Source organism: Sphingobacterium thalpophilum, from assembly GCF_038396785.1.
Classification (GTDB): domain Bacteria; phylum Bacteroidota; class Bacteroidia; order Sphingobacteriales; family Sphingobacteriaceae; genus Sphingobacterium; species Sphingobacterium thalpophilum_A.
Genome location: NZ_CP151087.1, coordinates 5,461,535 through 5,485,402 on the forward strand (window position 1 = coordinate 5,461,535; position 23,868 = coordinate 5,485,402).

A 23,868-nucleotide genomic window follows, 5' to 3' on the forward strand; every position below is an offset into this window, starting at 1 on the left:
TGAGGTATAGTTTAATCTTTTTAGTTTTTCTTTTGAGCACCCTGCTCATGAAAGGAATAGCTATGCCATCACATTCTACTGTTCAGCATTTACCCCTCGTCCGCCTAAGTCTGTCTGTATTTCCTTCTCATGTAGATAAAGCTTTAGGACAGTCAGAACGGGAAAATCTGTTAGCCGCGGTTAAAGATCATGATGTCTATGATATCACCGAACAGATGGACCTCAAAGATGAATGGAGCAAGCTGCTCTATTGGGGCGTGCTTTCAATTTGTCTTTTTGTATTCTGTTATCCTGTACGTCTCAAAATTCAGAATAACAGAAGGCCTTATATGGATCGATTGATCCTTCCGCCAAAATATATTCTTTTCCAAAGTTTAAAGATCCCATTTCTGGGGTAAAAATTTCCATTTCTTACAAGGGTTGAGAAAAGACAGACCTTGCGCTGTGTAGGGGTGTAATCTGTCCTATTCATCACGATTTTGAACGATTTTTTTAAGTCGTATGACCTTGTCGTGACCTGTACCCACCGTGACTTGTTTTTAATTCGAATAACAACAATTTAAATAATATTTATATGCATTTATTACCTAGAGAGACAGAGAAGCTATTGCTTCATCTTGCCGGCGAACTAGCGAAAAAACGTAAAGCTAGAGGACTTAAATTAAACTATCCGGAGTCTATTGCATTGATCAGTAGTGAACTTTTAGAAGCTGCTCGTGACGGGCGTACTGTTGCCGATTTAATGCAGTTTGGTGCAACATTGTTGACACGTGAAGATGTTATGGAAGGTGTGCCCGAAATGATTCATGATGTACAGATAGAAGCAACATTTCCAGATGGTACAAAACTGGTCACTGTTCATAACCCGATTCGCTAATTGTTAAAAATATAATCTATGATCCCAGGAGAATTTTTTATTGCAGATGGCTATGTGATCTGCAATGAAGGTAGAGAAGTTACAACCATCACTGTGACAAATACAGGTGATAGGCCCATTCAGGTAGGTTCACATTTCCACTTCTTTGAAGTGAACAAAATGATGGAGTTTGATCGCGAGAAAGCTTTTGGTAAGCGCTTAAATATTATCGCAAGTACTGCAGTACGTTTTGAACCAGGCGAATCAAAAGATGTCGAATTGGTTCCGTATGCAGGTGCAAGAAGGATCTATGGCCACAATGATTTGGCAAATGGAGATACCGAAACCGAAGTTGCGAAAGCAAATGCAATGAAAAAAGTAAAAGAACAAGGCTTTAAAAACAAAGTGTTATGAGTTTAAAAGTTAGCAAATTAAATTATAGCGCCATCTTTGGCCCTACAAGTGGAGATAAAATCCGTTTAGGAGATACAGATATCATTATTGAAGTCGAAAAAGACTACGCTTACTATGGCGATGAAGCCAAATTTGGTGGTGGTAAGACCGTGCGTGACGGGATGTGCCAATCTTCCGTTCATACACGTGATGAAGGTACACTGGATATGGTGATCACTGATGCTATTGTTATTGATCACTGGGGTATCGTGAAAGGTGATATTGGTATTAAGGATGGTAAAATTGTTGGTGTTGGTCGTGCTGGAAATCCGGATACCATGGATAATATTACACCAAATATGATTATCGGTGCTTCTACGGAGGTGCATGGTGGATCAGGATACATCTTAACTCCAGGTGGTATTGATACCCATATCCACTATATCAGTCCAACACAAGTTGAAACGGCCTTATATAGTGGTGTTACAACAATGATCGGGGGCGGTACAGGTCCAGCGGATGGAACAAATGCAACTACAGTAACACCGGGTAAATGGAATTTACGCCGCATGTTACAAGCTGTTGAAGATCTTCCAATGAACTTTGGTTTTTTTGGTAAAGGAAACGTTGGTACTGAACAACCTATTGTTGAACAAATTGAAGCTGGTGCCTTAGGTGTTAAAATCCACGAAGATTGGGGTGCTACACCAGCAACAATCGACAGAGCGTTGACGGTTGCTGATCAATATGATGTGCAGGTGGCTATCCATACCGATACGCTGAATGAAGCGGGTTTCTTGGAAGACACGATCCAGGCAATCAACGGACGCGTGATCCATACATTCCATACGGAAGGTGCTGGCGGTGGGCACGCTCCGGATATCATCAAATCTGCGATGTATCCAAATGTATTGCCAGCATCGACAAATCCAACACGTCCATTTACAAAAAATACAATTGACGAGCACTTGGATATGCTGATGGTTTGTCACCACTTGAGCAAAGAAATTCCGGAAGACGTGGCTTTTGCCGATTCTCGTATCCGTCCAGAAACGATTGCAGCTGAGGATGTACTACAAGATCGCGGTGTATTCAGTATCATGAGTTCCGATTCGCAGGCAATGGGACGTGTAGGTGAAGTCATCACACGTACTTGGCAGACTGCAGACAAGATGAAGAAACAAGTAGGTCCATTGCCTGAAGATGAAGGTAAGGACAACGACAATTTCCGTGCACGTCGCTATGTCGCGAAATACACGATCAATCCAGCAATTGCCCACGGTATTTCGAAGTACGTTGGTTCTATCGAGCCTGGTAAAATTGCCGATATGGTGATCTGGCGTCCAGCTTTATTTGGCGCAAAACCAGAAATGATTATTAAAGGCGGGATGATTATCGCTTCAAAAATGGGGGATGCGAATGCTTCTATTCCTACACCACAACCAATCATCTTAAGAACCATGTTTGGCGGTTTAGGTAAAGCCGTTCACCAAACTTGTTTTGACTTTGTCTCTAAAATTTCATTGGAAAAGGGAATTAAAGAAGAGTATAAACTGGAAAGAACCTTACTTGCCGTAGAAAATTGTCGGAATATCTCAAAAAAAGATATGATCCACAATGATGCCACACCTGAAATTATCGTCAATCCAGAGAATTATGAGGTAAGTCTTGACGGCGAGATCTTGCGGTCAAAACCTGTTGATACAGTTTCGTTGGGACAACGATACTTCTTGTTTTAACCCTATAACTACTTTTTATGGCGTGATCCGATGTCACGCCATAAGCTATGAAAAACAATAGGTTGATGAAATCATCATGGGCTTATCAAAAGCGCATAAAAGAGAGGGAATACTGATTGCTCATGATGCTTCATTAAGCTAAAATACGATTTACGCTAATGAAAAATTTGAAGACATTTTAGGCTGTTGTATAGCAATGGCGTGCTTAACCATACAATCGGCCTATGCGCAAAAGGGAGGTATCATGATTTATGGGGCACTGAATTACCACGAAACAACAGCTGGGCATCAATTTAGTGCCGCTCCGGTGGGTGCTGCTTATTTTTTCACTGACAACATGAATGCGGGGCTAAACTATGGATTCAATTCTGTTAAGGATAAAGCACTGGATTTTACGGATCATTCGCATGAAATAGGACCTTTCTATAGCAATACTTGGCCCCTGAGTGAGCATTTTATGTTAATTGGCCAGGTTGATGTGCATTATTTGTGGGGCGATCAACATGTCGCTACCGGTGGTACTATGGTAGATGGTAAATACAATGGCTATCTATTCAGAGTGTACCCGCTTGTGGGTATCGCCTTGGGAAAAGGTTGGGCATTAAAAGCTAAAGTAGCAGAATTGTCTTATAAAAAGAGAAATAGTAAAGATGCTGCAATTCCCAATGATCACGAACTCATTACGGGAATCAATGGATCTACAGTAGGTTTAGGCTTGTCTAAAAATCTATTTATTAAAAATTAAAAAATGATAATCACGGAAATCACAAGGAATATTCAGGGGGAGCAGATCACTAAGCGCCTCGATTTGCTTGCTATTGAATGGTATGAGTCGACCAAACGTATTCAACGTTTACGTACAGCGGAGGGAATGGATATTGCCGTCAAATTGTTGGGTAATACATCCAGCTTGCAGGATGGTGATGTCTTGTACGAAGACGAAGAGAAAATTGTTGTGGTAACGATCAAACCTTGTGAAGTCATCCGTGTCATGGCAATTGATTTCCTGCGAACTGCTTTTGTAAGCAGCGAAATTGGAAACAAACATTTGCCTCTATTTGTGGAGGCAAATGAATTGCTTATGCCTTATGAACGGTCAATGTACGAATGGTTAACGAAACAAGGATTTGACCCGCAGCGTGGCGAGCGCCAACTTTTACGTCAGCTCAATGCAAATGTCGATCCCAAGCATCATCAGAAGATGAAGTCTTCAACGAAGAATATACCGCTCTTGATCAACGACAAGGCCTTCGTGAATTTGCAAGCGCCAACAGCCGGTATCGCTTTAATGCCCAATGATAGAGAAGATTACGCAAGGAGCTGATAAATCCTTGAAGATATATACTTATATAAAAAAATAATGTCAATGAAAAATACATTTCTAGGCAAGTTACTCCATCTCGCAGATCCTACATTACCAATTGGAGGGTTTACCCATTCAAATGGACTGGAGACTTATGTGCAACAGGGCTTGGTCTGTGATAAAGTTACGGCGGACAATTATGTGCGTCATAACCTCTGGTATAATCTGAAGTACAATGATGCTGCTTTGATGAAATTGGCCTATGAAGCAACTTCTTCGCAGGACATGGATGCATTGATCGCGTTAGATCAAGAATGTACAGCATTAAAAAGCCCAAGAGAAATTCGCGATGCCAGTAAAAAACTGGGTGTACGTATTTATAAAATATTCAGTCGTTATCAACAGCAGGATTTTATGCTATCCTGGGGTGAATTAATCCAAAAGAAGGAAGTAGATAGCCATTACTGTTTGATGTATGGCATGTTGGCGTCACTTTTAGAAATTCCTTTGGAAGAAGCATTACATGGCTTTTATTATAATGCCGCCATTACGATGGTGACCAACGCTGTAAAACTTGTGCCATTAGGACAGTTGGATGGCCAAGATATACTTTTTGGTTTACATGATGATATACTTGATCTCTGCAAAGAGACCTTAACCGTTGAACGGAATTTAGTGGGCTTATGCAACATTGGATTTGACATCCGTTGCATGCAACACGAACGATTATATTCTAGAGTTTATATTTCTTAAAAAACAATTAAAATGGAAAATAGAAAATATGTTAAAATAGGGGTTGGTGGTCCAGTAGGGTCTGGTAAGACAGCATTATTGGAACGATTGAGCAGACGGTTGATGAATGAAATTGATCTTGCCGTAATTACGAATGATATTTATACCAAGGAAGATGCGGAACATATGGCCAAAAATAGTTTGCTTCCCCGTGAACGAATTATCGGTGTGGAAACTGGCGGTTGCCCCCATACAGCGATACGGGAAGACGCGAGTATGAATCTCGAAGCTGTAGATGAACTAGCTAGCCGTTTCCCGGATTTGGAGTTGATTTTAATTGAAAGTGGTGGTGATAACCTGACTTCTACTTATAGTCCGGATCTTGCCGATATCACCATTTTTGTCATTGATGTTGCCGAAGGTGAAAAAATGCCGCGTAAAGGTGGGCCGGCAATTACAAGATCAGACCTGTTGTTGATTAATAAAAAAGATTTGGCACCCTATGTGGGCGCAAGCCTAGAAGTGATGGAACATGATGCACGTAAAATGCGTAAAGGTTCTCCATTCCTGTTTTCAAATCTAAAAACCGGCGATGGTTTGGAAGAGATCGTAGGCTGGATTAAAAAATACGCACTCCTTCAAGATATTGAGGAACCTAATTTACTACGTTAATTATGATTTGTTCTTTAGCTATTAAGATAGCACATCGCGAAGGAAAATCCTTTTTAAAAGATGCATATGCGACACAACCGTTTCGTATCGTTCCTGTTGGGCAATATCAAAAAGACAATGCAGCGTACTTGATGATTATGAGTTCATCGCCTGGTTTGTTGGATGGAGATGACCATCGTATTCAAGTTGATATTGCTCCGGGGTCTAAGTTACAGTTACAGACGCAGGCTTACCAGCGTTTGTTTCATATGAAAGGTCATTCGTCCCAAACGATGGAAGTGAATGTAGGCGAAAATGCTGTTTTTTCTTATGTACCCCATCCCGTCGTACCTCAGCATTCGTCTCATTTTTTGAGCCATAACATTGTACATCTTGCTTCAAATTGTCACTTATTGCTGAGTGAAATCGTGACCTGTGGCCGGAAAATGTCCGGTGAAGAGTTTATGTACAATCACTTTCAAAATCTGACAGAATGTTATGTCAATGGTAGGCTCGTGGTGAAGGATAATGTATTGCTTCAGCCAGATCGTATGCCTATACAAGGTCTGGGTATTTTGGAAGGCTATACGCACCAGGGAACGTTGATCTATTTGAATAGTGCCGGCTTGAATCCAAGCGACTGGATCGAGGCTTTCCATGAACAGTACGGGGAAACCAAAGACGTCGCGTTTGGGATTAGCGAATTGCAGCATGACGGTTTTATGGTTCGCGTTTTAGGTAACGGTGCCGAACAGCTTTATCTTCTTTTTAAAGAAATGCAAAGCGCACTATGGGGCAACATATTTTTGAATAACAACTAATTATATTCCAATGAAAAATAACATCCTAGCTTTTATAAAAGCTTTTTTTAAAGGATTTGGGCAGATTATGTTACAGGGTAACATTTGGACGGGTATCTTATTTATCGGAGCCATTATTTATGATTCGGCACTTATGGGCTTTGCAGGGGTTCTCGCTAACATCGTAGGCGTACTGACGGCCAAGTTGATGAAATTTGATGAGGATCATATCAATGATGGACTTTTCGGATTTAATGCTACGCTTTACGGTATTGCTTTGGTTTTCTATTTCCAGACAAACGTTTGGGTATGGGGAGCCTTAATCGTAGGATCTGCGTTGACCACCATTTTGATGGGGTTTGCATTAAAGAAGAATCTGCCGGTATTTACATTTCCTTTTATCTTAATTACCTGGATCGCATTGTATGTGTTGAGTATTCCAGAACTGGCCTTGCGGACTGTACCCGAGCATTTTGTTGATATTCAGGAAATGGATGACTTCCTAATTGAAGGCCATGCCTTTGGTCAGGTTATTTTTCAGGGTAGTTTAATTGCTGGATTGATCTTTTTCATCGGGGTTTTCCTGAGCAATCCCATGGGCGCACTTTACGGTTTCGCTGCTGTTATCATCAGTGTTTATATATCGCACCATGGCCATGAATCTGTAGATATGACCAATAATGGCATTTTTAGCTTCAATGCGGTTTTGGTTGGAATTGCCCTAAGCGGCCCCCGCGTTAGAGATGGTGTATATGTTCTAATCGGAACGATTATCGCAACATATTTCGATCATTTTTTGATTCACAACGGATGGACAACATTGACTTTTCCATTTGTTTTTGCGATGTGGGCTATGCACCCTGTCAAACTTATCGATAAATGGTTGGTGAATAGGTTTTCATCAGCTGAAGGGACTTCCTAGTCCTTTTTTGTGAACTAAAATTTTATGTATGTTTAAATTTCGTTTAATAAAACTATTCCCAATAATGCTCTTATTGGGAATTCATGTAAATACGGTGTACGGACAAGTCAGTCCGCCGGGATTAGGAAAAGCAAGGACCGCATCTTGGTCGGTTTTGGGCTTGCGTAGGAAATTAGACAGTGCTGGAACGAAGGAAGCATTTACCTATATTGGTTTGGGAACTAAAAGTACACCCGACGATTCAAATCCATTTCACAAGCAGGCTATTTGGGTGTTAAACCATGAGGTCTATCATAAATTTGCTAAAAATCAACAATATAGTTATGCGTTGAGTTATCGTCGCCAAAACGTTTACGATGAGGCTGCCCCATATCATAACGAAGGTGTTGAGCAAGAGTTTAGGTTGTATGGACGATATGCGTATACATTGACCCTTAATGATCGTTTGAAATGGAAAAATACATTAAGGCAAGAGTTCCGAAAGTTCTTTACAGCCGATTTTCAAAAGACAGAAGAGAATTTTCAATTTAGGACCCGCTTGAAGTCGCAGCTAAATTTCAAAATTTCGGCTAAAAATAAGCAGGAATTGGCGTTGAGCGCTGAAGGACTTTTTGCAATCAGCAAGCTCTACGAACCTGTTAGTATCTGGTCTAGCTTTGGCTATAAAGAGACCCGTTTGGGTTTTTATTACATGACAGATATTCCAAAGACACCTTTGCGATTGGATCTGGGTTATATGAATGACTTAATTAAAGGCTATGACAAAGTAGATTTTGGGGTTCATTATTTAGCCGTAGATTTAATCTGGAATTTACCTTACCGTAAAAAGCATTAGCCCGCCATAAACTTATGTTTCCGATAGTCACTGGGTGAATACCCAGTGATTTTTTTGAATAGCCTGGTGAAATAGGAGGGCGATTGAAATTTCAATTCAAAGGCTATACCGGCAATATCTCTCGTAGCATCCTGCAGCAGAATCTGACTATGTAAGATACTTATTTCACTAATCCATTGCTTCGGAGGTTTATTTGTCGCTTCCTTTACACATTTATTGAGGTAGTTTTCTGAAATATGCAATAAATTGGCGTAGAATAACACGTTTTTATATCGATATGAAATTTTTGTACATATTCGCGGAAACGGAAAGCAATATCGAGCTGTCGGCTCATCGGCGCCTTAGTCTCTATATCCGATTTTATCACCTTCAATAGGATACACTGCATCATGGATATGCAGACTTCCATTACGCGGCCCTCGGTAAAAAGTTCCTCTTCCAATAACATCAACATTTGCTGGATCCAATGTGCTACATGGGGTTTAAGTGTGGTAAAAGGATGGGAATTGAAAAATTTAATATCGTTTATGCCAAGCTCAATATCAGTTACAATTTCATTTTCATAAACCACGAAAAAACCTTCTACATCATCAGAGATTGCCAGTGTAGCCGTAATATTACCTTGTTTGATGTTAATGACTTGATTTTCGGTTAAGGTATAAGATGCGCTTTCGAGATGTTGGGTCAGGGACCCCTTCGTTACAAAAATGAGAAAATTAAACGTCGTACGATAGGGGATGACAGGCATCAGGATACTGCGGAGGTAATTCTCGATTCGATAGACTTGAATTTTATTCTCATTGAATAAATTGTGCTCAGAAACATCCGGTAAAAATAACTTTTTGTACTCGTAATTGTTGATGATCTTAATCGAATTTTTCATAGTTTTAAAGACAACCTACTTACCAATGAAATCAAAAAAAAGGAATAGTTGTATGTATGACAAATATACTTAAAAGTTTGCGGAAATTAGGTTAGCATCCGATGCTTTCCAATCAAGTAATTATTGTGTTAACTAAGAGAAAAAGCTTATTTAAGACAAATTGTCCTGATTCCCTTTTATAAACTCCGACGTGAAATGTTGTTGCTGTTTTTCATGGCTGAATTTCTCCCTATTATAGGACGCTGAACTACCTTTGGGTATTGATAAGGAGGTCCATTTATCATCCAAACATATTTTCCCAATATAGAGCATCTGACCGATGTGGTAGGGATAATGTGCTAGCTGCCGCAAGATCGCTTCCATGACGGTATGTCCTTGATTACGGATATAAATGATTTTAGCGAGATCTTCTTCTTCGAGGGATTTAATTGCTTGAAACAGACAGGACCATCCAGCATTCCAATAGGTAATAAGCTCATCGCGATCTACCCAACTGTTCTCAAACTCCTGGTCGCGGTTTCTATTTTGTTTTTCGCCATCTGTGGTGAGGAAATCGGTCCATCGGGAAAGCATATTTCCACCTAAATGTTTAACAATTAATGCAATGCTATTGCTCGAATCATTGGGTTGCCAAAAGAGTTGTTCAGTGCTTAACTGTGCCAATGTTTTATCACCCAAAGATTTATAATATTGAAATTGCTTGATACAAGTCGCTAAAAAATTGTCCATTGCGTCGAAAGTTTGGCATTTATATGAATATTAATATACAAAAATGTCCTGAAACCGAGACCTAAAATAATTTTTTTAGCTGAAATCTGGTTTTGCTATCGATGTCATTAATTTCCTGATACAGTTTTTTGAGGTGATAAATGTGTGAATTTATAAGGAGAAGGAGAAGGAGAAGGAGAAGGAGAAGTGTGAGCAAAAATGCTAATAAAAGCAAAGGTGATACTGTGTGAATTTATAAGGAGAAGGAGAAGGAGAAGGAGAAGGAGAAGGAGAAGGAGAAGGAGAAGGAGAAGGAGAAGGAGAAGGAGAAGTGTGAGCAAAAATGCTAATAAAAGCAAAGGTGATACTGGGGTATGTATCACCTTTAAGCTAACTAAACATTAAACATAAATAAACAGTCTTTTTTAAAGACCACACTAAAAATTACAATACTACTCTGCCACTTGTTGATTTGTCAACTTGGACATTTTTTGGTTGATTTTTTAACGCAATTCTTGCCGATGTAGAAACATTTCCCTGTAAGTTTTCTTTCACGCCGAGCGTAACATTTGCAGACGAATTGGCTTGTACTTGGGCATTTGTTGTCGAGAAACGGCTCATGTCAACCGATGCGGATGAATTGGTGTTCAAATTTAAATTTGAAGCGCTACCCGCAATTTCCTGCTTAGACGAACTGCTTGCCGATACTTGCAAATTTTTACTGCTGACATCTGTCGTTAACTTGCTAGAAGAGCTCGTTGAAAGGTTGATATCATCAGCAATTAATTTTTTAAGCGATATTTTTGCGGAGGAGGATACGTCTACAGAAATTTTGTTTGCCTTAATCGTTTCATCGGTATAGATCGAACTGCTGGATGATGCCGAAAAGCGTGTCGGTATCTTGCTTGAGTAAACAGTTACGCGATTGTTTCTCGCATTTCTGATTGAACTGTTTCTTTTATACTGTACATACAGTGTACCGTTTTTTACAGTCGTTTCGATAAGGGATAAATGTTCGGGATTATCTGCTTCAACAATAACTTCGTTGCGATTAGAGTGAATATAATCTACACGTAATGAAGTTGCCGATGAAATGCCATCTGGAGCAGTGATCTTACGTGTTTCGCGTTCTTGTGCCTGAGCTACATATAAAAATGAAATAAAGGCAATGGTTAAGATTCTTTTCATTATTTTTCTGTTATTAGTTTAAATTTATTTTTACTGAAAGTTTCATTTTAATTTCCCTTTTTATCGTTTCTTATGCACTTATGCATACGCTCTATCGTTAACTGCCACCTATAGTATAATAGTAATGCCAAAACTTTAAATCCGTTTAAAATACTGATTAACACTAGTTTTGTTCCTGAGTGCTATTTTCGTTCATGCTCATTTTTGAACATCAACTGTTCGGTATCGGACAATAGTTTGTTTACCAGACTCTTCGTTTGTAGGCTGCTAACCAGAATTGATACTCTAATTGGGAAGCTGTTATAAATACTTGTCGCATCTTCTCCCGTTTTGTTGCAGTAGTTTCTGCTGCAATTTTGTCAACGTAGTTTTTCGCCTTGATAACGCCCTGTGCAAAATCCTCACCGCTATAAGTTGCTATCCATTTGGAATAGGGATTTCCCTGTGTATTTGCTGTCGATACAATGTGATCTCCGACCTCCTTATAAATCCAAAAACAGGGGAGTGTTGCCGCCATAGCGACCTCAACGCTCTCGAAAGCGGCTACGCTTTTAAGAAAATGGACATAATGATGGCAGGTTGGTTCGATCTTGTTGCTCTTGTCGGCAGGACTTAAACCAAATTCCCGAAAGTAATTTTCGTGTAGTGCCCGTTCAACAAGAAGCGCATTGCGACCAAATTCGAAATAGTCCAATGCTTGTTGGTTATCCGTACTTTTTGCACCTATAAAGGCGAGCACGCGGCCAAATTCTTCTAAATAGAAAGCATCCTGCTGCATGTAAAATTGAAATTTATCCAGGGGAAGACTACCATCACTAAGCTGAACTATAAACGGCATAGTAAGTATATCCGAATAAATAGCTGTTATGGATTCCCAGGCATGATCAGTCCAGTTCATATTGAATAAGTTTAATCGGATTGTGGAAGTGATTTAATGGCCCATTTCCTTTGCCAATGACGAGGTCTTTGCTACCAGCTATTGCTGCGTGTATATAGGCCAATGCGAAGTCTACTGCGCTAACGAGACCAACGCCTTGTGCCAAATGGCTCGCAATTGCTGAAGAAAGCGAACAACCGGAACCATGTGTATTTTTGCTGTTAATTTTTTGTGATTTGAATTCAATTGGTGGATTCTTGTGCTGGAACAACAGGGATGTTAACTCTTGGCTTTGGAGATGCCCGCCTTTAATCAAAACGGATTGACAACCTTTCGCCAGTAGGCTATTTCCCGCTTTTTTCATCCTCTCGACATTGTCAATAACTTCGTCTACTAAGACACTTACCTCATCTAAATTTGGTGTAATCAGTGTTGCTAAAGGAAAAAGAAGTTCTATGCAGGCCTGAATTGTATCATCGTGAATGAGCTTGTGCCCGCTGGTCGATACCATGACTGGATCAAATACGATAGGCCCTTTATATTCTTTTAAATAGGCGCTAATAAGCTCCACAAGTTCAATATTGTGTACCATCCCTATTTTGATTGCATCGGGATAGATGTCGTCAAAAATAGCATCTAATTGGTCCTGGACGGCTGCTGTAGGAATTTCATAAATATTTCTTACACCTTGTGTGTTCTGAACGGGTAAGGCAGTTAAAACATTCATGGCATAACAACCTAATGCAGATATGGTTTTGGTATCTGCTTGTATACCTGCACCACCGCTACCATCGAACCCTGCAATGCTGAGTACGGTAGGGACGCGGTATTTTTTATCTTTTGTCATTTTAATAGTTCTTTTAGTTGTGCACTGGCAGCTCTGGGATCTTGACTTTGGCATATGGTCGAAACGACTGCAATGGAGTCTGCACCGGCGTTCCAGGTTTCTTCTGCTGTTTGTAAATTCATCCTTCCGATTGCGATCAATGGTTTTTCCGTCCTACTCCGAAGTTGTTTTAAACCTGCAATTCCCCATTCAGTAACCGTATCTACTTTTGTTTTCGTAGAAAAAATGGGGCTTACACCAAGGTGGTCGACGGCGTACATTTGTTGACTTTCCAGTTGTTGCATGTCTTCTATGGACCAGCCTATCGTTAATTTATCACCATATTTTTCGCGAATAGCGAGCGGTTGCAAATCATTTTGACCCACATGTACTCCCCATGCCTCGATTTGGGCAGCGATTGCTACGGCATCATTGATCACGAGCGGAATACCATAATGATCGGTCAGTTTTTTTAAACGGATGGCTTTATCCAAAAATGTGGCCGGATCGTCAGCTTTTTCGCGCAATTGTATAAGATCGACTCCACCAATAATAGCTTCTTCGGCAACATTGAGCCAATGTTGAGGATAGCAGTCCCGCTCAGAAATGACCAAATATAGCGGGTAGGGAAAAAGCGGATTAATGCGCATAGCGTTTGATCTTGAGCTTCGATTTGAGGCGTTCTGCATTGAGCTGATAGAGTTCATCGTAGAGATTCAATTGCAGGGTACCCGGGCCAGCTGCTGTTTGGGCAGCGAGTTCTCCCGCTAAGCTCAAAATGGATACACCGGCAACAGCTGCTTCAAAATAGTGGTCTGTAACACCTAGAAATGCACCAATAAGCGCAGTAGCACTACAGCCAAGTCCAGTTACCTGTGTCATTAAAGGGTTGCCATTAAAAACTTCAACCCGGTATTGCTGTGAAAGAATATAGTCTACTTCTCCAGAAATACAGATAATGGAGCCGGTTTGCTCTTGTAATAATTGGCCAAATCGGAGGGCATCTTTACTTGCTGTCGTGCTGTCGACTCCTTTTGTGTTCGGTTGGTTGAAATTGTACAGCGTCATGATTTCTGATGCATTTCCACGAATAACCGTTGGTTTGAGATCCAGTAGATTGGATAATAAATCGTTGCGGAATGCCGATATCCCAGCACCAACAGGATCAAGTACCCATGGCCGTCCAATGGTATTGGCATGTTCGGTAGCAACAAGCATAGCTTCTGCAGTATCTTCACTCAAGGTGCCGATATTAATGACAAGAGCTTGTGCAATATCGACAACCTCGCGTACTTCTAATGGACTGTGTACCATCACAGGGGACGCTCCTAAGGCTAAAAGTGCGTTGGCAGTATTGTTCATCACGACTAGGTTTGTGATGTTGTGTACAAGGGGTTTTTCGACCCTCAGCTGTTCTAATAAATTGATAATTGAATCTTCCATTCTTTTTACATATGCTAAGATGTACTGTGTGGCCTTGGAGGGAAGAAGAGCGATAGCCTGTGCAGTAAAGGAATATGCTGTACAGTGGATTTTTGCTTTTCCCTACGCCGGTATAAACCGAATCAGGTTCAAAGGGACTATCTCAATTCTATACAGAATACCCCCAAAGCCAGACCAAACTTAAACAAAAAAGAGGACTTTTCATATCCATCATTTTTCGATCATTAGCTTGTTGAATTAATCGGCCGGATTTTGATCGGCACTAATTTCAATATATTCAACAGGGGTATAGGTAACCCGGGCAAAATTTTTGGTCAAGAGTTCTGTCTCTAAAACTTTTCCACCCTGAAACTTTAAAAACTTCTCGCGCCAAATCTCATTTTTACGAAAGAACTGATTGTCTATTTTAAGAAATTGATGTTCTTTTTCAAAGATATGGTACGCAAAATCCAGTTCTTGATCGATCCTCAATTCACCTTCTAAACATTTGTCTGTGAACCAGAGATTTATTTGAAAGGTGTAAGGCGTGTTGTTGGTGAATTGATAGTCGCGATAATTATAAAAGACGGTAGCTCCACTACCGAATGGCAAAACACGGCCATCGTCAGGAAAAGGGTCAAAAGAGTGGTGATAACGTTCATTGACGTTGAGTGGACTATGGATAACAAGCCAATGGATGAGGTTGGATATTTGACAGATTCCACCGCCAATACCCGCTCTTGCTTCACCAAAGGATAACTCCATGCCGGGCAGATACCCTTTCTTTACGGTGGGGAGCCCCACGAGTTTACAAAATGAAAAGGTTTCCTTCGGTCTGATCAGAATGCTATTAATCTGTGCTGCTGCAATTTTTAGGTTGGTAACTTTGTTAATCTGCAATTGCATATTATTTTCGCCCAGTTTTTTTAATAAGACAGACTGATGCTTTTTAATACGAAAGGGAAGTTTTTCAGCTGATTTAGCTGTGCTGTATTTCTTATTATCAAATAGCCAAACGGCTTTGCGCCGCACTCTTCTCGCCCATACAGCAATAAAATAGAGTATGGGATGGTGTTGACTGATCAGTTTTCTTTTTCTCAATTTGACGTTTATGTATCGCTATCAAAATTAGTGCAGAAATGTGTTTTTTGCCGTGTTTTGTCGCATATTTTTTTATCAAAATCACGAATCTTATAGTCTGAGCTTGGTGCAGTTTTTCAGTTCGTTTAGTTGGTTTTCTTTACCTGTATGTATTTTGCTGTTAACTTTCCCTCCTTGTTATAGATCAAGCTTTCGTAGGTACAGTTTCCGAGGTCTTTTACAATAGATTTTTGTTGTAATACACCCTCATAATAAAACTCATCAATCGTTTCGTTGGCTCGGTATGATCGCTTGATTTCGGCTGTCAGTCGATTGCTTTGATCGAAGGTTTGGCGTAGTGAGTAGTCACTTGTTTCCGGACTATCATACTGATAGCGGACGCGACTTTCTCTTTGATCATTTCTACCCGAAATCTCTTCAGTAATTCGATTCTGTTGATCATAACTGTAAATGGTCCAGTCTCTCCGTTGATAGACAAAATGAATGGATTCACTTTTTATAACCTGGAGTTTACTGTTCAAGTGATAAATCATCGCCGATTCAAATGTAGGATCGTAGGAAACAATGGCATTTGGAAGATACCGGTAAATTGTACTGCTGCTCCACTTACTATTGCGAAGGTACTGTATGGAGTCGATAAGTCCGAATTGATTATAGCATCTTTTGTTGTAATAATTATTTCCCCCGGAAAGATTGTTCGATGTGATCTCTTTGCCTTCTTCATATACAGTCGTCATAATTGCACCGGATTGCACCGCATTTTCGTCCGAAAACTGCTGCATTACATAAGTGCCGTCACATATATTCTTACGCTAACTGTAATAAAGAGGAAGAGCGGGATTTGCGATAATAGCCGCTGCATATTGCCCGGATGGAATAAATTGAACTTGTGCGATTGAGTCAAAGAAATGTGAGGCATTATATTGTGCCGAAGCTTTCTTTGACGCAATTTGTGTGCTGGTGTTTAATATCGGTTTGGCTGCTGCCAGATAGGTATTACTATCGTATATGATCTTGGGTTTGGCTAATCCATCAAACAAGATCATGGCATGACGTTGCTTCAATGACAATACGTCGATAGTCCATTGGTGATTTTTAACGATGAATGTGAGTTTTTTTGCATCGGTTTTTGTGACCAGTAACTTTGTTGTGCTAAAAGGCACTTGTTTGAAAATCTCAGCAGCATTTTTTTCGTGTAGACGCATGATAAAATCAGTTGATTTATCGGACTCATTGGTTACAAAAAGAACTGCATGCGTTGGGCTAGCTATTGTTAGCGATTTTACTGTTTGCGATGCTGCGCTGGGACTATACAACAGCAATATCAACAACTGAATGATAATCGGATAAATGTGCAGTTTCGCGTTATAATTCATTTGGGTCGATATTGCTGTTGTTGATTTTGCTATTTAATTTAATACTTCTTTCAAAAATAATAAGGTGTGCTCCCAGGCACGTTTAGCCATTACGGGGTTATATTCGGCTGACTCGGGATTCGTAAACGTATGTCCAGAATTTGCGTAGGTAATTATTTGCCAGTCTGCTTTTCCTTCATTTAATTCCTTGACCAACCCATCGTAATCTTCTTTTGATACACTTTTATCGGCTGCTGGGTGCTCAATGAGTACTTTTGTTTTGATCGAACCATTGGGTCTGTCGGCAGCTTTGGATAGGCCGCCGTGGATACTGATCACTGCATTGACGGGGAAGCCGGCTCTCGCCGCTTCTAATGCGCCTGAACCTCCAAAACAATAGCCGATGATCGCAATTTTCGTCGGATCCGCACCCTCTTTTTTCAGCTGTTCCAATGCGAGCATTATGCGATGCTGATAAGCTTTATAGTCTGTCTTGTAGTGGCCGGCAATTTTCGAAGCTGCGGTGTTGTCCGAGGGAATATTTCCTTCACCGTAGATGTCGGCAATGAACGCGATGTAACCTTCTTTTTCAAGAAGCAATGCAGCTTGTTTCGCTTCGTTGTCAATTCCCTTCCATGCCGGAAGAATTAAGACAGCAGGGCCTTTTTTTGCCCTATTGGCGGTTATCATGCCGATGAGTTTTTGTCCACCATCCTGGTAAGAAACCTGTTTTAATTGTTGGGCCTGCGTAGTCATGGTGACCATAGTAAGCATCAATAGTGTCATAACTGTTTTCATCTGTAAAGAATTTGTTCCACTCATTATTTTGTGTGATCAGAAATGAACCTAATTTGGAGTCCATCTCAACTAAATATAATTTTCAATGTACATTTTTTTCACTGTCGCCAACCTGAAGCTACGACTTGATGGATTCAATGATACCAATAACATCGAGCTGTCCGAGACCTTGGTCGTGTGCTTTCCCGTAGGTTTCGAGTAAGGTCTTGAGGAGGGGATAGTCAGCACCGGCTTGTTGAGCCAGTCGAATATCTTTCAGCATAAGGTCTAGCGCGAATGCAGGACTGTAGTTTTCTTCCACCAATAATGGTGTTTTCACTTTTGTTGCCCCACTGCCGCTGGCACTATCGTTGATGATTTCGAGCATATCGCTTCGTTGAATTCCCAGTTTATCTGAAAATAAGATCGTCTCCGCGAGACCTTGATAGATGGTGGAAAGGAAATAGTTGATCGCAAGTTTAGCGGCAATTCCCTGGCCATTTGCGCCGAGATGTTTGATCGATTTTCCCATCTGCTCGAGGTATGGTTGGGCGCGATGAAGATCTTCGGGATCACCACCCACCATAATAATAAGTGTACCCTCAGTCGCTGGTTTGGTACTGCCGGCAACGGGAGCATCCATAAAAGCAGCGCCTTTTTCTTTTAGCTTAGTGGCTATTGAAATACAGCGTTCACGAGATATTGTACTCATATCGACAAATAATTTGCCCTTGATCTCCCTTTGGAGGATTTTTTCATATACTTCGCTGACTGCTTCATCATTGGTGAGCATGGAGAATATAATGTCGCTATGATCGACTAATTCACCTATATCTTCGCTGATAATTGATTGCTCTTCAAAGCCTGCTGCTTTAGCCTTGTTTCTATTGTAAACAGAAAGGGGGAATCCTGCTTTTTCTAGATTTTTAGCCATGGGGTATCCCATGTTTCCTAATCCTATAAATCCTAATTTTTCTATCTTCATCTAAAAATTACATTAATTGCTCTTGAAATTTACGTATAGCTAAAGATACAAATGTTTTGCTCATTCCACTAATACCCTAATTTCGTTACGTAGCAGCACTATTTTATCTTCCTGTTCCAGTTTTTTTAAAATTCGGGAGACAACGACTCGGGATGTATTTAAATCGGAAGCGATATCCTGATGCGTAAGGGTGAGTATTCGGTCGTCATTCAGCTTCACTTTGGCTTTCAGATAGTTGATGATGCGTTCTTCCATATTGGAAAAAGCTAGACTATCAACAGCTTGTAACATTTCGTCCATACGACTTGAATAGCTTGATATGATGAAATTTCGCCAGGAAGGGAATTTTCCCATCCAAAGGTTGACAAGCTCATTTGGAATCATGGCTACAGTCGTTGTTTTTTCTGCGAGCGCACGAATTTCACTTTTTTTATTCCCGAGGCAACAGGCTATTGACATTGTACAGGTTTGACCTTTTTCCAGATAGTAGAGCAATAATTCGCGTTTATCTTCATCCTCCCGGACAATTTTTATTGCCCCATCCAAGAGGAGAGGCATCGCCTTGATATATTGATTGGTATCAATGATGAGATCGCCTTCACGGAAGGTTTTTATATGCGCGTTTTCCGCTATTTCAGCGATTAATTCCGGTTCAAGAATGCCTGTATAAGCTTGTTCTATGGATAACATATTTTTTAAATTAGTTAAAGTTAATTATTTATTGACTTATTTCAGCTGTTGTGGGAAGAAAAGGATGTAGGTGGGAATGGTGGATTGAAAGAAACAATTTTTAGCACCTCATGAGGATAGGCTATAAAATCTTGTATGCAATTCATAAAAATCGTAAAATTGATAAATTTTGATTTATTCAAAACAGACAAAATATTATTCTGACTATTTTTGATGTTTTTTCATGAATAGGATGGATGTGTTGTATTTATTTTATGTATGCTGTATTTTTATTGCCTCTTTTTGCGGAAATTTGCTGTTTTTCTGTGGAAGATTAAAATTTATTCTTTCTATATAGAGATACTGCATCATATCGGTAGTGTTAAAATTAGTTAAAAAGACAATCAATTCCTAATTTTGCGGCACAAAAACAAAACAATCACATCTAACATGAAAAAGTCTTTACTTTTTTTTGCCCTTGTTTTTGCTAGTTATAGTGCCGTTCAAGGTCAAACAGCAAATACTGGTTCAGTTTCAGGAGTTGTCAAAGAAGCTACTGGACAAACGGTTAAAGGAGCAACCATTAAAATTACCCACATCCCAAGTGGACAAGTAGTAAGTGGCTCAGCCGATGCCCAAGGAAAATTTCAAATTTCAAATCTTCAAGAAGGAGGCCCCTACAAAGTAGAGGTAACTTACATTGGCGAGACACCTGTTGTTTTCGAAAACATCATGCTGAAATCGGGGGAATCGTTGAATATCAATCCAATTTTTACGGCTGGATCTTCAACAAATTTGGATGAGGTTGTTGTTGTCGGTCATGGGGTTATAGATATTGCGGCAGGAAGAAAGACACCGATTGCCGTTTCGACGATCCGTAAGCAGGATTTAGAGGAAAGGGTAGGAGCACAGGATATTACTTCAGCATTAGCTAATACCCCTTCGGTTTATATCACTGGTCAGGCAAAAGGTTTTGGTGAGTCTTCTATGACAACACGTGGTTTTGATCAGTCCAATACAGCATTTTTGTTGAATGGTCAGCCTATCAATGGTATGGACAATGGAAGTGTATATTGGTCAAATTGGTCGGGACTTACAGATATTGCCTCTTTAGTGCAGATTCAACGTGGTTTGGGATCGTCTAAATTAGCGATTTCATCTGTCGGCGGAACCGTAAATTACGTGACACAATCCACTGCAATGAAAGAGGGTGGTTTTGTTCGTACCACTGTTGGTAACGATATGTTTATGAAGGCAACGGTAGGTTACAATACCGGTCTGATGAAAAACGGCTTTGCTGTTTCGGCTATGTTTACACAGTGGTCAGGTAACGGTTATATGGACCATACAGAAGGTGCTGGACAAAGTTATTTCTTGTCTGTTGGATATAAAGCGAATGAAAAGCACAACCTGAACTTTATGGTAACGGGTGCTCCACAGTGGCACAACCAGGGGTATACCTCAAAATTGTCTAACTATCTCGCTAATGGCAGACGTTATAACGACAATTATAAGGATGCAAACGGCGTGATGATGAATGCACAAAAGAACTTTTATCATAAGCCAGTAGCCAACTTGAACTGGGACTGGACGATCGATGATAAATCATCTTTGTCAACTGTCGTTTACGCATCGTTAGCTGCTGGGGGTGGCCAATCCTTGCGAAGCGATAAATACAATACAGGCAAATATTTAGCTGCTGATGTGAACAATCACCAATGGTTTGGTATAGTTTCTAACTATAATCGTAAGCTTTCAGAATCCTTGAATTTCAATGTCGGTTTTGATGTAAGGGATTATAAAGGTACACACTATCGTAAATTGACAGATCCACTTGGAAATACAAATGGTGTTGTATTAGGCGGTAATGTTAATTTCCCTAATAAGCCATTGGTTACCAATACTTACTCAACAAACCCTTGGAAAGCTTTCTCAAGTAAACCTGATTCGCGTGAAGATCGCTTAGCTTGGGATTACAATCAATACATCCGTTACGGAGGTCTGTTCGGTCAATTGGAATATGCGAAAAATGGCTTTACGGCGTTTTTCCAAGGATCGGTTTCCGAACAACAAAACAAACGTTCTGATTATTTTCAATACACACCAGGTAATGAGGATTCTAAAGACGTGAACAACTTTGGCTACAATACGAAGGGTGGTGTAAGTTATACATTGGGACATCATAGTGTTTTTGGTAATGCGGGGTACTATTCCCGTCAACCTTATCAAAACAATATTTTCATGAATTTTGCAAATGATATTAATGAAAATGCTGAAAATGAAAAAATCCTTGGTTTAGAGGCTGGTTATAAATTTGCTTCTCGATTCTTGGATGTGAATGTGAATGTTTACCGCACAACTTGGGAAAATCGTGTTACGGGTAGTTCGAGTTTAGCGACGGCAGATGATGTGAAAAAATACAATCCAACAAATGATCCTGGTATTTTGGTCGAAGGTGCCTATTTATATACAACAAATTACGGTGTAAAACAGGTGCATAGAGGGGTAGAAGTTGATTTTGAGGCCCGCCCAATCGAAAAATTAAGCTTAACAGGGTTTTTATCGATAGGTGACTGGAAATACGATGGCGCAGTAAACTCTGTTATACGTAACGATAACCGCGTCGAATTGGGACGTTCTCAGGTTAATTTAACCGGTGAACATGTTGGTAACGCAGCGCAAACTTCTTATGGATTTGGTGCTAAATATAAAGTGTTTAAGGGTTTGTCTGTTGACGCAAACTACAGATATTATGAGCGTTTGTATGCATCGAATTATCGTAGAGAAGTAATAGATGGCCAAACTTATGGACGCTATATGAAATTACCGTCTTTTAATCTGTTGGATGCCGGTCTTTCTTACAATGTCAAAGTAAGTGACAAGAACAGTATGAGTTTCCGTGTCAACATGAACAATGTGTTGAATAAGTTCTATATTTCGGAAGCTACTTCGAGTAACTTGGTGACAGATGTGAACAATACTTGGAATGGTATTGACACTTCCAATTTTGTTTTGATCGGACAGGGTAGAACTTGGAATGCATCGGTGAAATTTACATTCTAATAAGATTTACGTCGAATACAAAAGGCCCACAATTATTTTGTGGGCCTTTTTTTGTTTTTTAATAAAAACTTAATAATTTTAGGTGATCTAATTGTCAACCTGATGTTGCATAAATTAATTTGTCTGGAAAATTTACAGATCGGTACTGTCCATTTTTCTGCTTTTGTTGTTAATTTGGATGGTGGAAATACAGGCTTTGCTTTATTTATTAACCAAGAAAATGACCCAATCTTTATTTTTCGAAAAGAAAAGAAAAATGAGGTATCTTTCCATGTAAATGAAGAGCAATTCTTTTGGATTGTAAAAAACAGCCAGTTTACACCAGGAGAACGTCAAGACTTTTTTGCTGAATTTGTTGAATTCCTGCGTTTGATGGAAGAGAAGGTTTCCAATTATGTTTTCAAAAAGGAAAAATTAATCAAATTTACAAATTCGAGGGATATTGTCCGCTATAAATACTTATACCTGACAGGTGAAATTAGTTGATAAGAATACCCGATTATAATACCTGATCTCCCGTTAGATTTCTTTTGTAATGAAATTTAGCTTAGTTTTGGGTATGAAGCATATGTTTTCAAATCTAGCTGTTATTCTACAAAACAATACTTTTGTGGAATCAGATTTTACACTGCCGGTACCCGTACTTCTTGCTAAGTTTTCTTTTTTACCTATTTCATCATTTTTTCCGGAAGCGAGTTCATCTTTTTCCGCTGATTGGCTAGATACCGTCCAACAGAGCGCGATTAGATCTATATTAGAAGGATTTAATGTCGGAATCAGTGGCGATGGCAATCCTGTCGCTTTACTTGAGCAGGCGATTGCTTTGACCAATCATGCACTTGCCTATAGCTATTTGGGGCTTTATTATTTTAAAATAGCGGCATATGACCAAGCTATTGCAACGTTTACAAGCGCAATCGAACAGTATAAAGAGGAGCCATTTTTTTATGCGAGCCGTTGTTTAGTTTATCGACTCATCGATGAAGACGAAGGTGCTTTCTATGATTATCAGATTGCCAAGAGACTGGATTTTAATTACCATAGTGTATTGGAATGGGCGGAGAATCAAGCTGAACTCACTTACTTTGAGGCCGATAATTTGGTTATTCAAGAGCTGGAATCGAAGCCAAAGCAGCTGAGTACTGACGAAATAAATTCATTGGGACTTGAATATGTTCATTGCTATAGCTATCTAAAAGCAATCGGTCTTTATTCTTCTGCGATTGCGGAATCCGATAACAAGGATAGCAACCTGTTTGTTTTTAGAGGAAGTTTGTACCTGAAATTGACCTGTTTTGAATTGGCATTGTCTGATTTCAATCAGGCTATTGCTCTTGATGAGAATCGTTCTGCCGCCTATATATTTCGGGCTAAAGTGTTTGAATCCTATCGTAATTACCAAAGTGCGCTGGAAGACTATGCCAAAGCGGAGGAAATAGATCGTGATTCATCGATCGTTTACGAAGAAAGGGCATCTTTGTTTGAGCGATTGGGAAATTTTGAGGAAGCATTATTGGATTTTGACCGCCTTGTTACGCTCAATCCGGAAGATTTTTATGTGTATTCATTACGGGCCGATTTGAATGAAAAGTTGGAGGATTTACCAGGCGCACTGGCAGATTACTCGAAAGCGATCGATTTGAATCCATATTATTCTGATTTGTATTCGTATCGCGCAGCAATTCGTGAAAAATTGGGTGATCCTATCGGGGCAAAAGCCGACCTGGATAAATTCAATGAATTGGAAGATGAATAAAAAAGAGGCTGTCTCAAAAAGGCAGTC

The 23,868-nt window shown here is 39.9% G+C and carries 27 protein-coding genes, 1 pseudogene and 1 riboswitch; of the genes and pseudogenes, 14 read left to right on the forward strand and 14 right to left on the reverse strand.

Annotated features, from left to right (window positions below; all coding sequences use genetic code 11):
• Positions 1 to 47: 47 nt before the first annotated feature.
• From AACH28_RS24050 to AACH28_RS24100, 11 genes and pseudogenes are all read left to right on the forward strand, one after another.
• A complete protein-coding gene (locus AACH28_RS24050; RefSeq protein WP_070567885.1) occupies positions 48 to 398 on the forward strand; it encodes a hypothetical protein in 351 nt (116 codons plus the stop codon).
• Between the two features lie 176 nt (positions 399 to 574).
• Positions 575 to 877, forward strand: a complete 303-nt coding sequence (gene ureA / locus AACH28_RS24055) for an urease subunit gamma (RefSeq protein ID WP_070567883.1) — start codon at positions 575 to 577, stop codon at positions 875 to 877.
• An 18-nt stretch (positions 878 to 895) separates the two neighbouring features.
• Positions 896 to 1,201: pseudogene (gene ureB / locus AACH28_RS24060) on the forward strand (urease subunit beta); the annotation flags it as partial.
• A 65-nt stretch (positions 1,202 to 1,266) separates the two neighbouring features.
• A complete protein-coding gene (ureC, locus tag AACH28_RS24065; protein WP_070567879.1) occupies positions 1,267 to 2,988 on the forward strand; it encodes an urease subunit alpha in 1,722 nt (573 codons plus the stop codon).
• 196 nt (positions 2,989 to 3,184) lie between these two features.
• Positions 3,185 to 3,733: a hypothetical protein gene (locus AACH28_RS24070; RefSeq protein ID WP_070567877.1), complete on the forward strand. Its 549-nt coding sequence runs from the start codon at positions 3,185 to 3,187 to the stop codon at positions 3,731 to 3,733.
• A gap of 3 nt (positions 3,734 to 3,736) precedes the next feature.
• The gene (locus AACH28_RS24075) at positions 3,737 to 4,312 is read left to right on the forward strand and encodes an urease accessory protein UreE (protein WP_286767939.1); all 576 of its coding nucleotides are present in this window, start codon (positions 3,737 to 3,739) and stop codon (positions 4,310 to 4,312) included.
• A 42-nt stretch (positions 4,313 to 4,354) separates the two neighbouring features.
• Positions 4,355 to 5,044 (forward strand): urease accessory protein UreF, encoded by a 690-nt coding sequence (locus tag AACH28_RS24080; RefSeq protein WP_070567872.1) that lies wholly within the window; start codon positions 4,355 to 4,357, stop codon positions 5,042 to 5,044.
• Positions 5,045 to 5,056: 12 nt separating this feature from the next.
• Complete coding sequence (gene ureG / locus AACH28_RS24085) at positions 5,057 to 5,695, forward strand: urease accessory protein UreG (RefSeq protein ID WP_341831751.1); 639 nt, start codon at positions 5,057 to 5,059, stop codon at positions 5,693 to 5,695.
• A 2-nt stretch (positions 5,696 to 5,697) separates the two neighbouring features.
• Complete coding sequence (locus tag AACH28_RS24090) at positions 5,698 to 6,495, forward strand: urease accessory protein UreD (protein WP_159333069.1); 798 nt, start codon at positions 5,698 to 5,700, stop codon at positions 6,493 to 6,495.
• A gap of 10 nt (positions 6,496 to 6,505) precedes the next feature.
• Positions 6,506 to 7,396, forward strand: a complete 891-nt coding sequence (locus tag AACH28_RS24095; RefSeq protein WP_201638982.1) for an urea transporter — start codon at positions 6,506 to 6,508, stop codon at positions 7,394 to 7,396.
• Positions 7,397 to 7,424: 28 nt separating this feature from the next.
• Complete coding sequence (locus tag AACH28_RS24100) at positions 7,425 to 8,231, forward strand: DUF2490 domain-containing protein (protein WP_341831752.1); 807 nt, start codon at positions 7,425 to 7,427, stop codon at positions 8,229 to 8,231.
• Here the strand turns inward: AACH28_RS24100 and AACH28_RS25580 are convergent.
• The 14 genes from AACH28_RS25580 to AACH28_RS24165 all read right to left on the reverse strand — a co-directional run bounded on the left by AACH28_RS25580 (position 8,228) and on the right by AACH28_RS24165 (position 19,043).
• Positions 8,228 to 8,494 carry a helix-turn-helix domain-containing protein gene (locus AACH28_RS25580; protein WP_407073625.1) on the reverse strand — a complete coding sequence of 89 codons (267 nt, stop codon included), beginning with the start codon at positions 8,492 to 8,494 and terminating at the stop codon, positions 8,228 to 8,230. The genes AACH28_RS24100 and AACH28_RS25580 overlap by 4 nt on opposite strands.
• On the reverse strand, positions 8,437 to 9,114 hold the full coding sequence (locus AACH28_RS24105) for a hypothetical protein (RefSeq protein WP_341831753.1): 678 nt from the start codon (positions 9,112 to 9,114) through the stop codon (positions 8,437 to 8,439). The genes AACH28_RS25580 and AACH28_RS24105 overlap by 58 nt, the downstream gene beginning before the upstream one ends.
• 150 nt (positions 9,115 to 9,264) lie before the next feature.
• Positions 9,265 to 9,843 carry a DUF1572 family protein gene (locus AACH28_RS24110; RefSeq protein WP_341831754.1) on the reverse strand — a complete coding sequence of 193 codons (579 nt, stop codon included), beginning with the start codon at positions 9,841 to 9,843 and terminating at the stop codon, positions 9,265 to 9,267.
• Between the two features lie 423 nt (positions 9,844 to 10,266).
• On the reverse strand, positions 10,267 to 11,010 hold the full coding sequence (locus AACH28_RS24115; protein WP_341831755.1) for a GIN domain-containing protein: 744 nt from the start codon (positions 11,008 to 11,010) through the stop codon (positions 10,267 to 10,269).
• A gap of 241 nt (positions 11,011 to 11,251) precedes the next feature.
• Positions 11,252 to 11,908: a thiaminase II gene (gene tenA, locus AACH28_RS24120; RefSeq protein WP_341831756.1), complete on the reverse strand. Its 657-nt coding sequence runs from the start codon at positions 11,906 to 11,908 to the stop codon at positions 11,252 to 11,254.
• Positions 11,895 to 12,734, reverse strand: a complete 840-nt coding sequence (gene thiD, locus AACH28_RS24125; protein WP_341831757.1) for a bifunctional hydroxymethylpyrimidine kinase/phosphomethylpyrimidine kinase — start codon at positions 12,732 to 12,734, stop codon at positions 11,895 to 11,897. Before thiD ends, tenA begins: the two co-directional genes overlap by 14 nt.
• Entirely contained in the window at positions 12,731 to 13,363 is a 633-nt protein-coding gene (gene thiE / locus AACH28_RS24130; protein WP_341831758.1) for a thiamine phosphate synthase, read from the reverse strand. The genes thiD and thiE overlap by 4 nt, the downstream gene beginning before the upstream one ends.
• On the reverse strand, positions 13,353 to 14,156 hold the full coding sequence (gene thiM, locus AACH28_RS24135) for a hydroxyethylthiazole kinase (protein ID WP_341831759.1): 804 nt from the start codon (positions 14,154 to 14,156) through the stop codon (positions 13,353 to 13,355). The genes thiE and thiM overlap by 11 nt, the downstream gene beginning before the upstream one ends.
• A gap of 82 nt (positions 14,157 to 14,238) precedes the next feature.
• Positions 14,239 to 14,331: riboswitch (TPP riboswitch) on the reverse strand.
• A gap of 62 nt (positions 14,332 to 14,393) precedes the next feature.
• Positions 14,394 to 15,236: a VanW family protein gene (locus AACH28_RS24140; RefSeq protein ID WP_341831760.1), complete on the reverse strand. Its 843-nt coding sequence runs from the start codon at positions 15,234 to 15,236 to the stop codon at positions 14,394 to 14,396.
• Positions 15,237 to 15,361: 125 nt separating this feature from the next.
• Positions 15,362 to 16,018 (reverse strand): hypothetical protein, encoded by a 657-nt coding sequence (locus AACH28_RS24145; RefSeq protein WP_341831761.1) that lies wholly within the window; start codon positions 16,016 to 16,018, stop codon positions 15,362 to 15,364.
• 30 nt (positions 16,019 to 16,048) lie between these two features.
• Positions 16,049 to 16,612: a hypothetical protein gene (locus AACH28_RS24150; protein WP_341831762.1), complete on the reverse strand. Its 564-nt coding sequence runs from the start codon at positions 16,610 to 16,612 to the stop codon at positions 16,049 to 16,051.
• 33 nt (positions 16,613 to 16,645) lie between these two features.
• Entirely contained in the window at positions 16,646 to 17,389 is a 744-nt protein-coding gene (locus AACH28_RS24155) for a dienelactone hydrolase family protein (RefSeq protein WP_341831763.1), read from the reverse strand.
• A gap of 118 nt (positions 17,390 to 17,507) precedes the next feature.
• On the reverse strand, positions 17,508 to 18,353 hold the full coding sequence (locus AACH28_RS24160) for an NAD(P)-dependent oxidoreductase (protein ID WP_341831764.1): 846 nt from the start codon (positions 18,351 to 18,353) through the stop codon (positions 17,508 to 17,510).
• Between the two features lie 60 nt (positions 18,354 to 18,413).
• Complete coding sequence (locus tag AACH28_RS24165) at positions 18,414 to 19,043, reverse strand: Crp/Fnr family transcriptional regulator (RefSeq protein WP_341831765.1); 630 nt, start codon at positions 19,041 to 19,043, stop codon at positions 18,414 to 18,416.
• Positions 19,044 to 19,472: 429 nt separating this feature from the next.
• Between AACH28_RS24165 and AACH28_RS24170 the strand changes: the two genes are divergently transcribed.
• The 3 genes from AACH28_RS24170 to AACH28_RS24180 all read left to right on the forward strand — a co-directional run bounded on the left by AACH28_RS24170 (position 19,473) and on the right by AACH28_RS24180 (position 23,841).
• Positions 19,473 to 22,085: a TonB-dependent receptor gene (locus AACH28_RS24170; protein ID WP_120332596.1), complete on the forward strand. Its 2,613-nt coding sequence runs from the start codon at positions 19,473 to 19,475 to the stop codon at positions 22,083 to 22,085.
• 102 nt (positions 22,086 to 22,187) lie between these two features.
• Positions 22,188 to 22,571 carry a hypothetical protein gene (locus AACH28_RS24175; RefSeq protein WP_088162243.1) on the forward strand — a complete coding sequence of 128 codons (384 nt, stop codon included), beginning with the start codon at positions 22,188 to 22,190 and terminating at the stop codon, positions 22,569 to 22,571.
• Between the two features lie 49 nt (positions 22,572 to 22,620).
• Complete coding sequence (locus AACH28_RS24180; RefSeq protein ID WP_341831766.1) at positions 22,621 to 23,841, forward strand: tetratricopeptide repeat protein; 1,221 nt, start codon at positions 22,621 to 22,623, stop codon at positions 23,839 to 23,841.
• Positions 23,842 to 23,868: the final 27 nt, after the last annotated feature.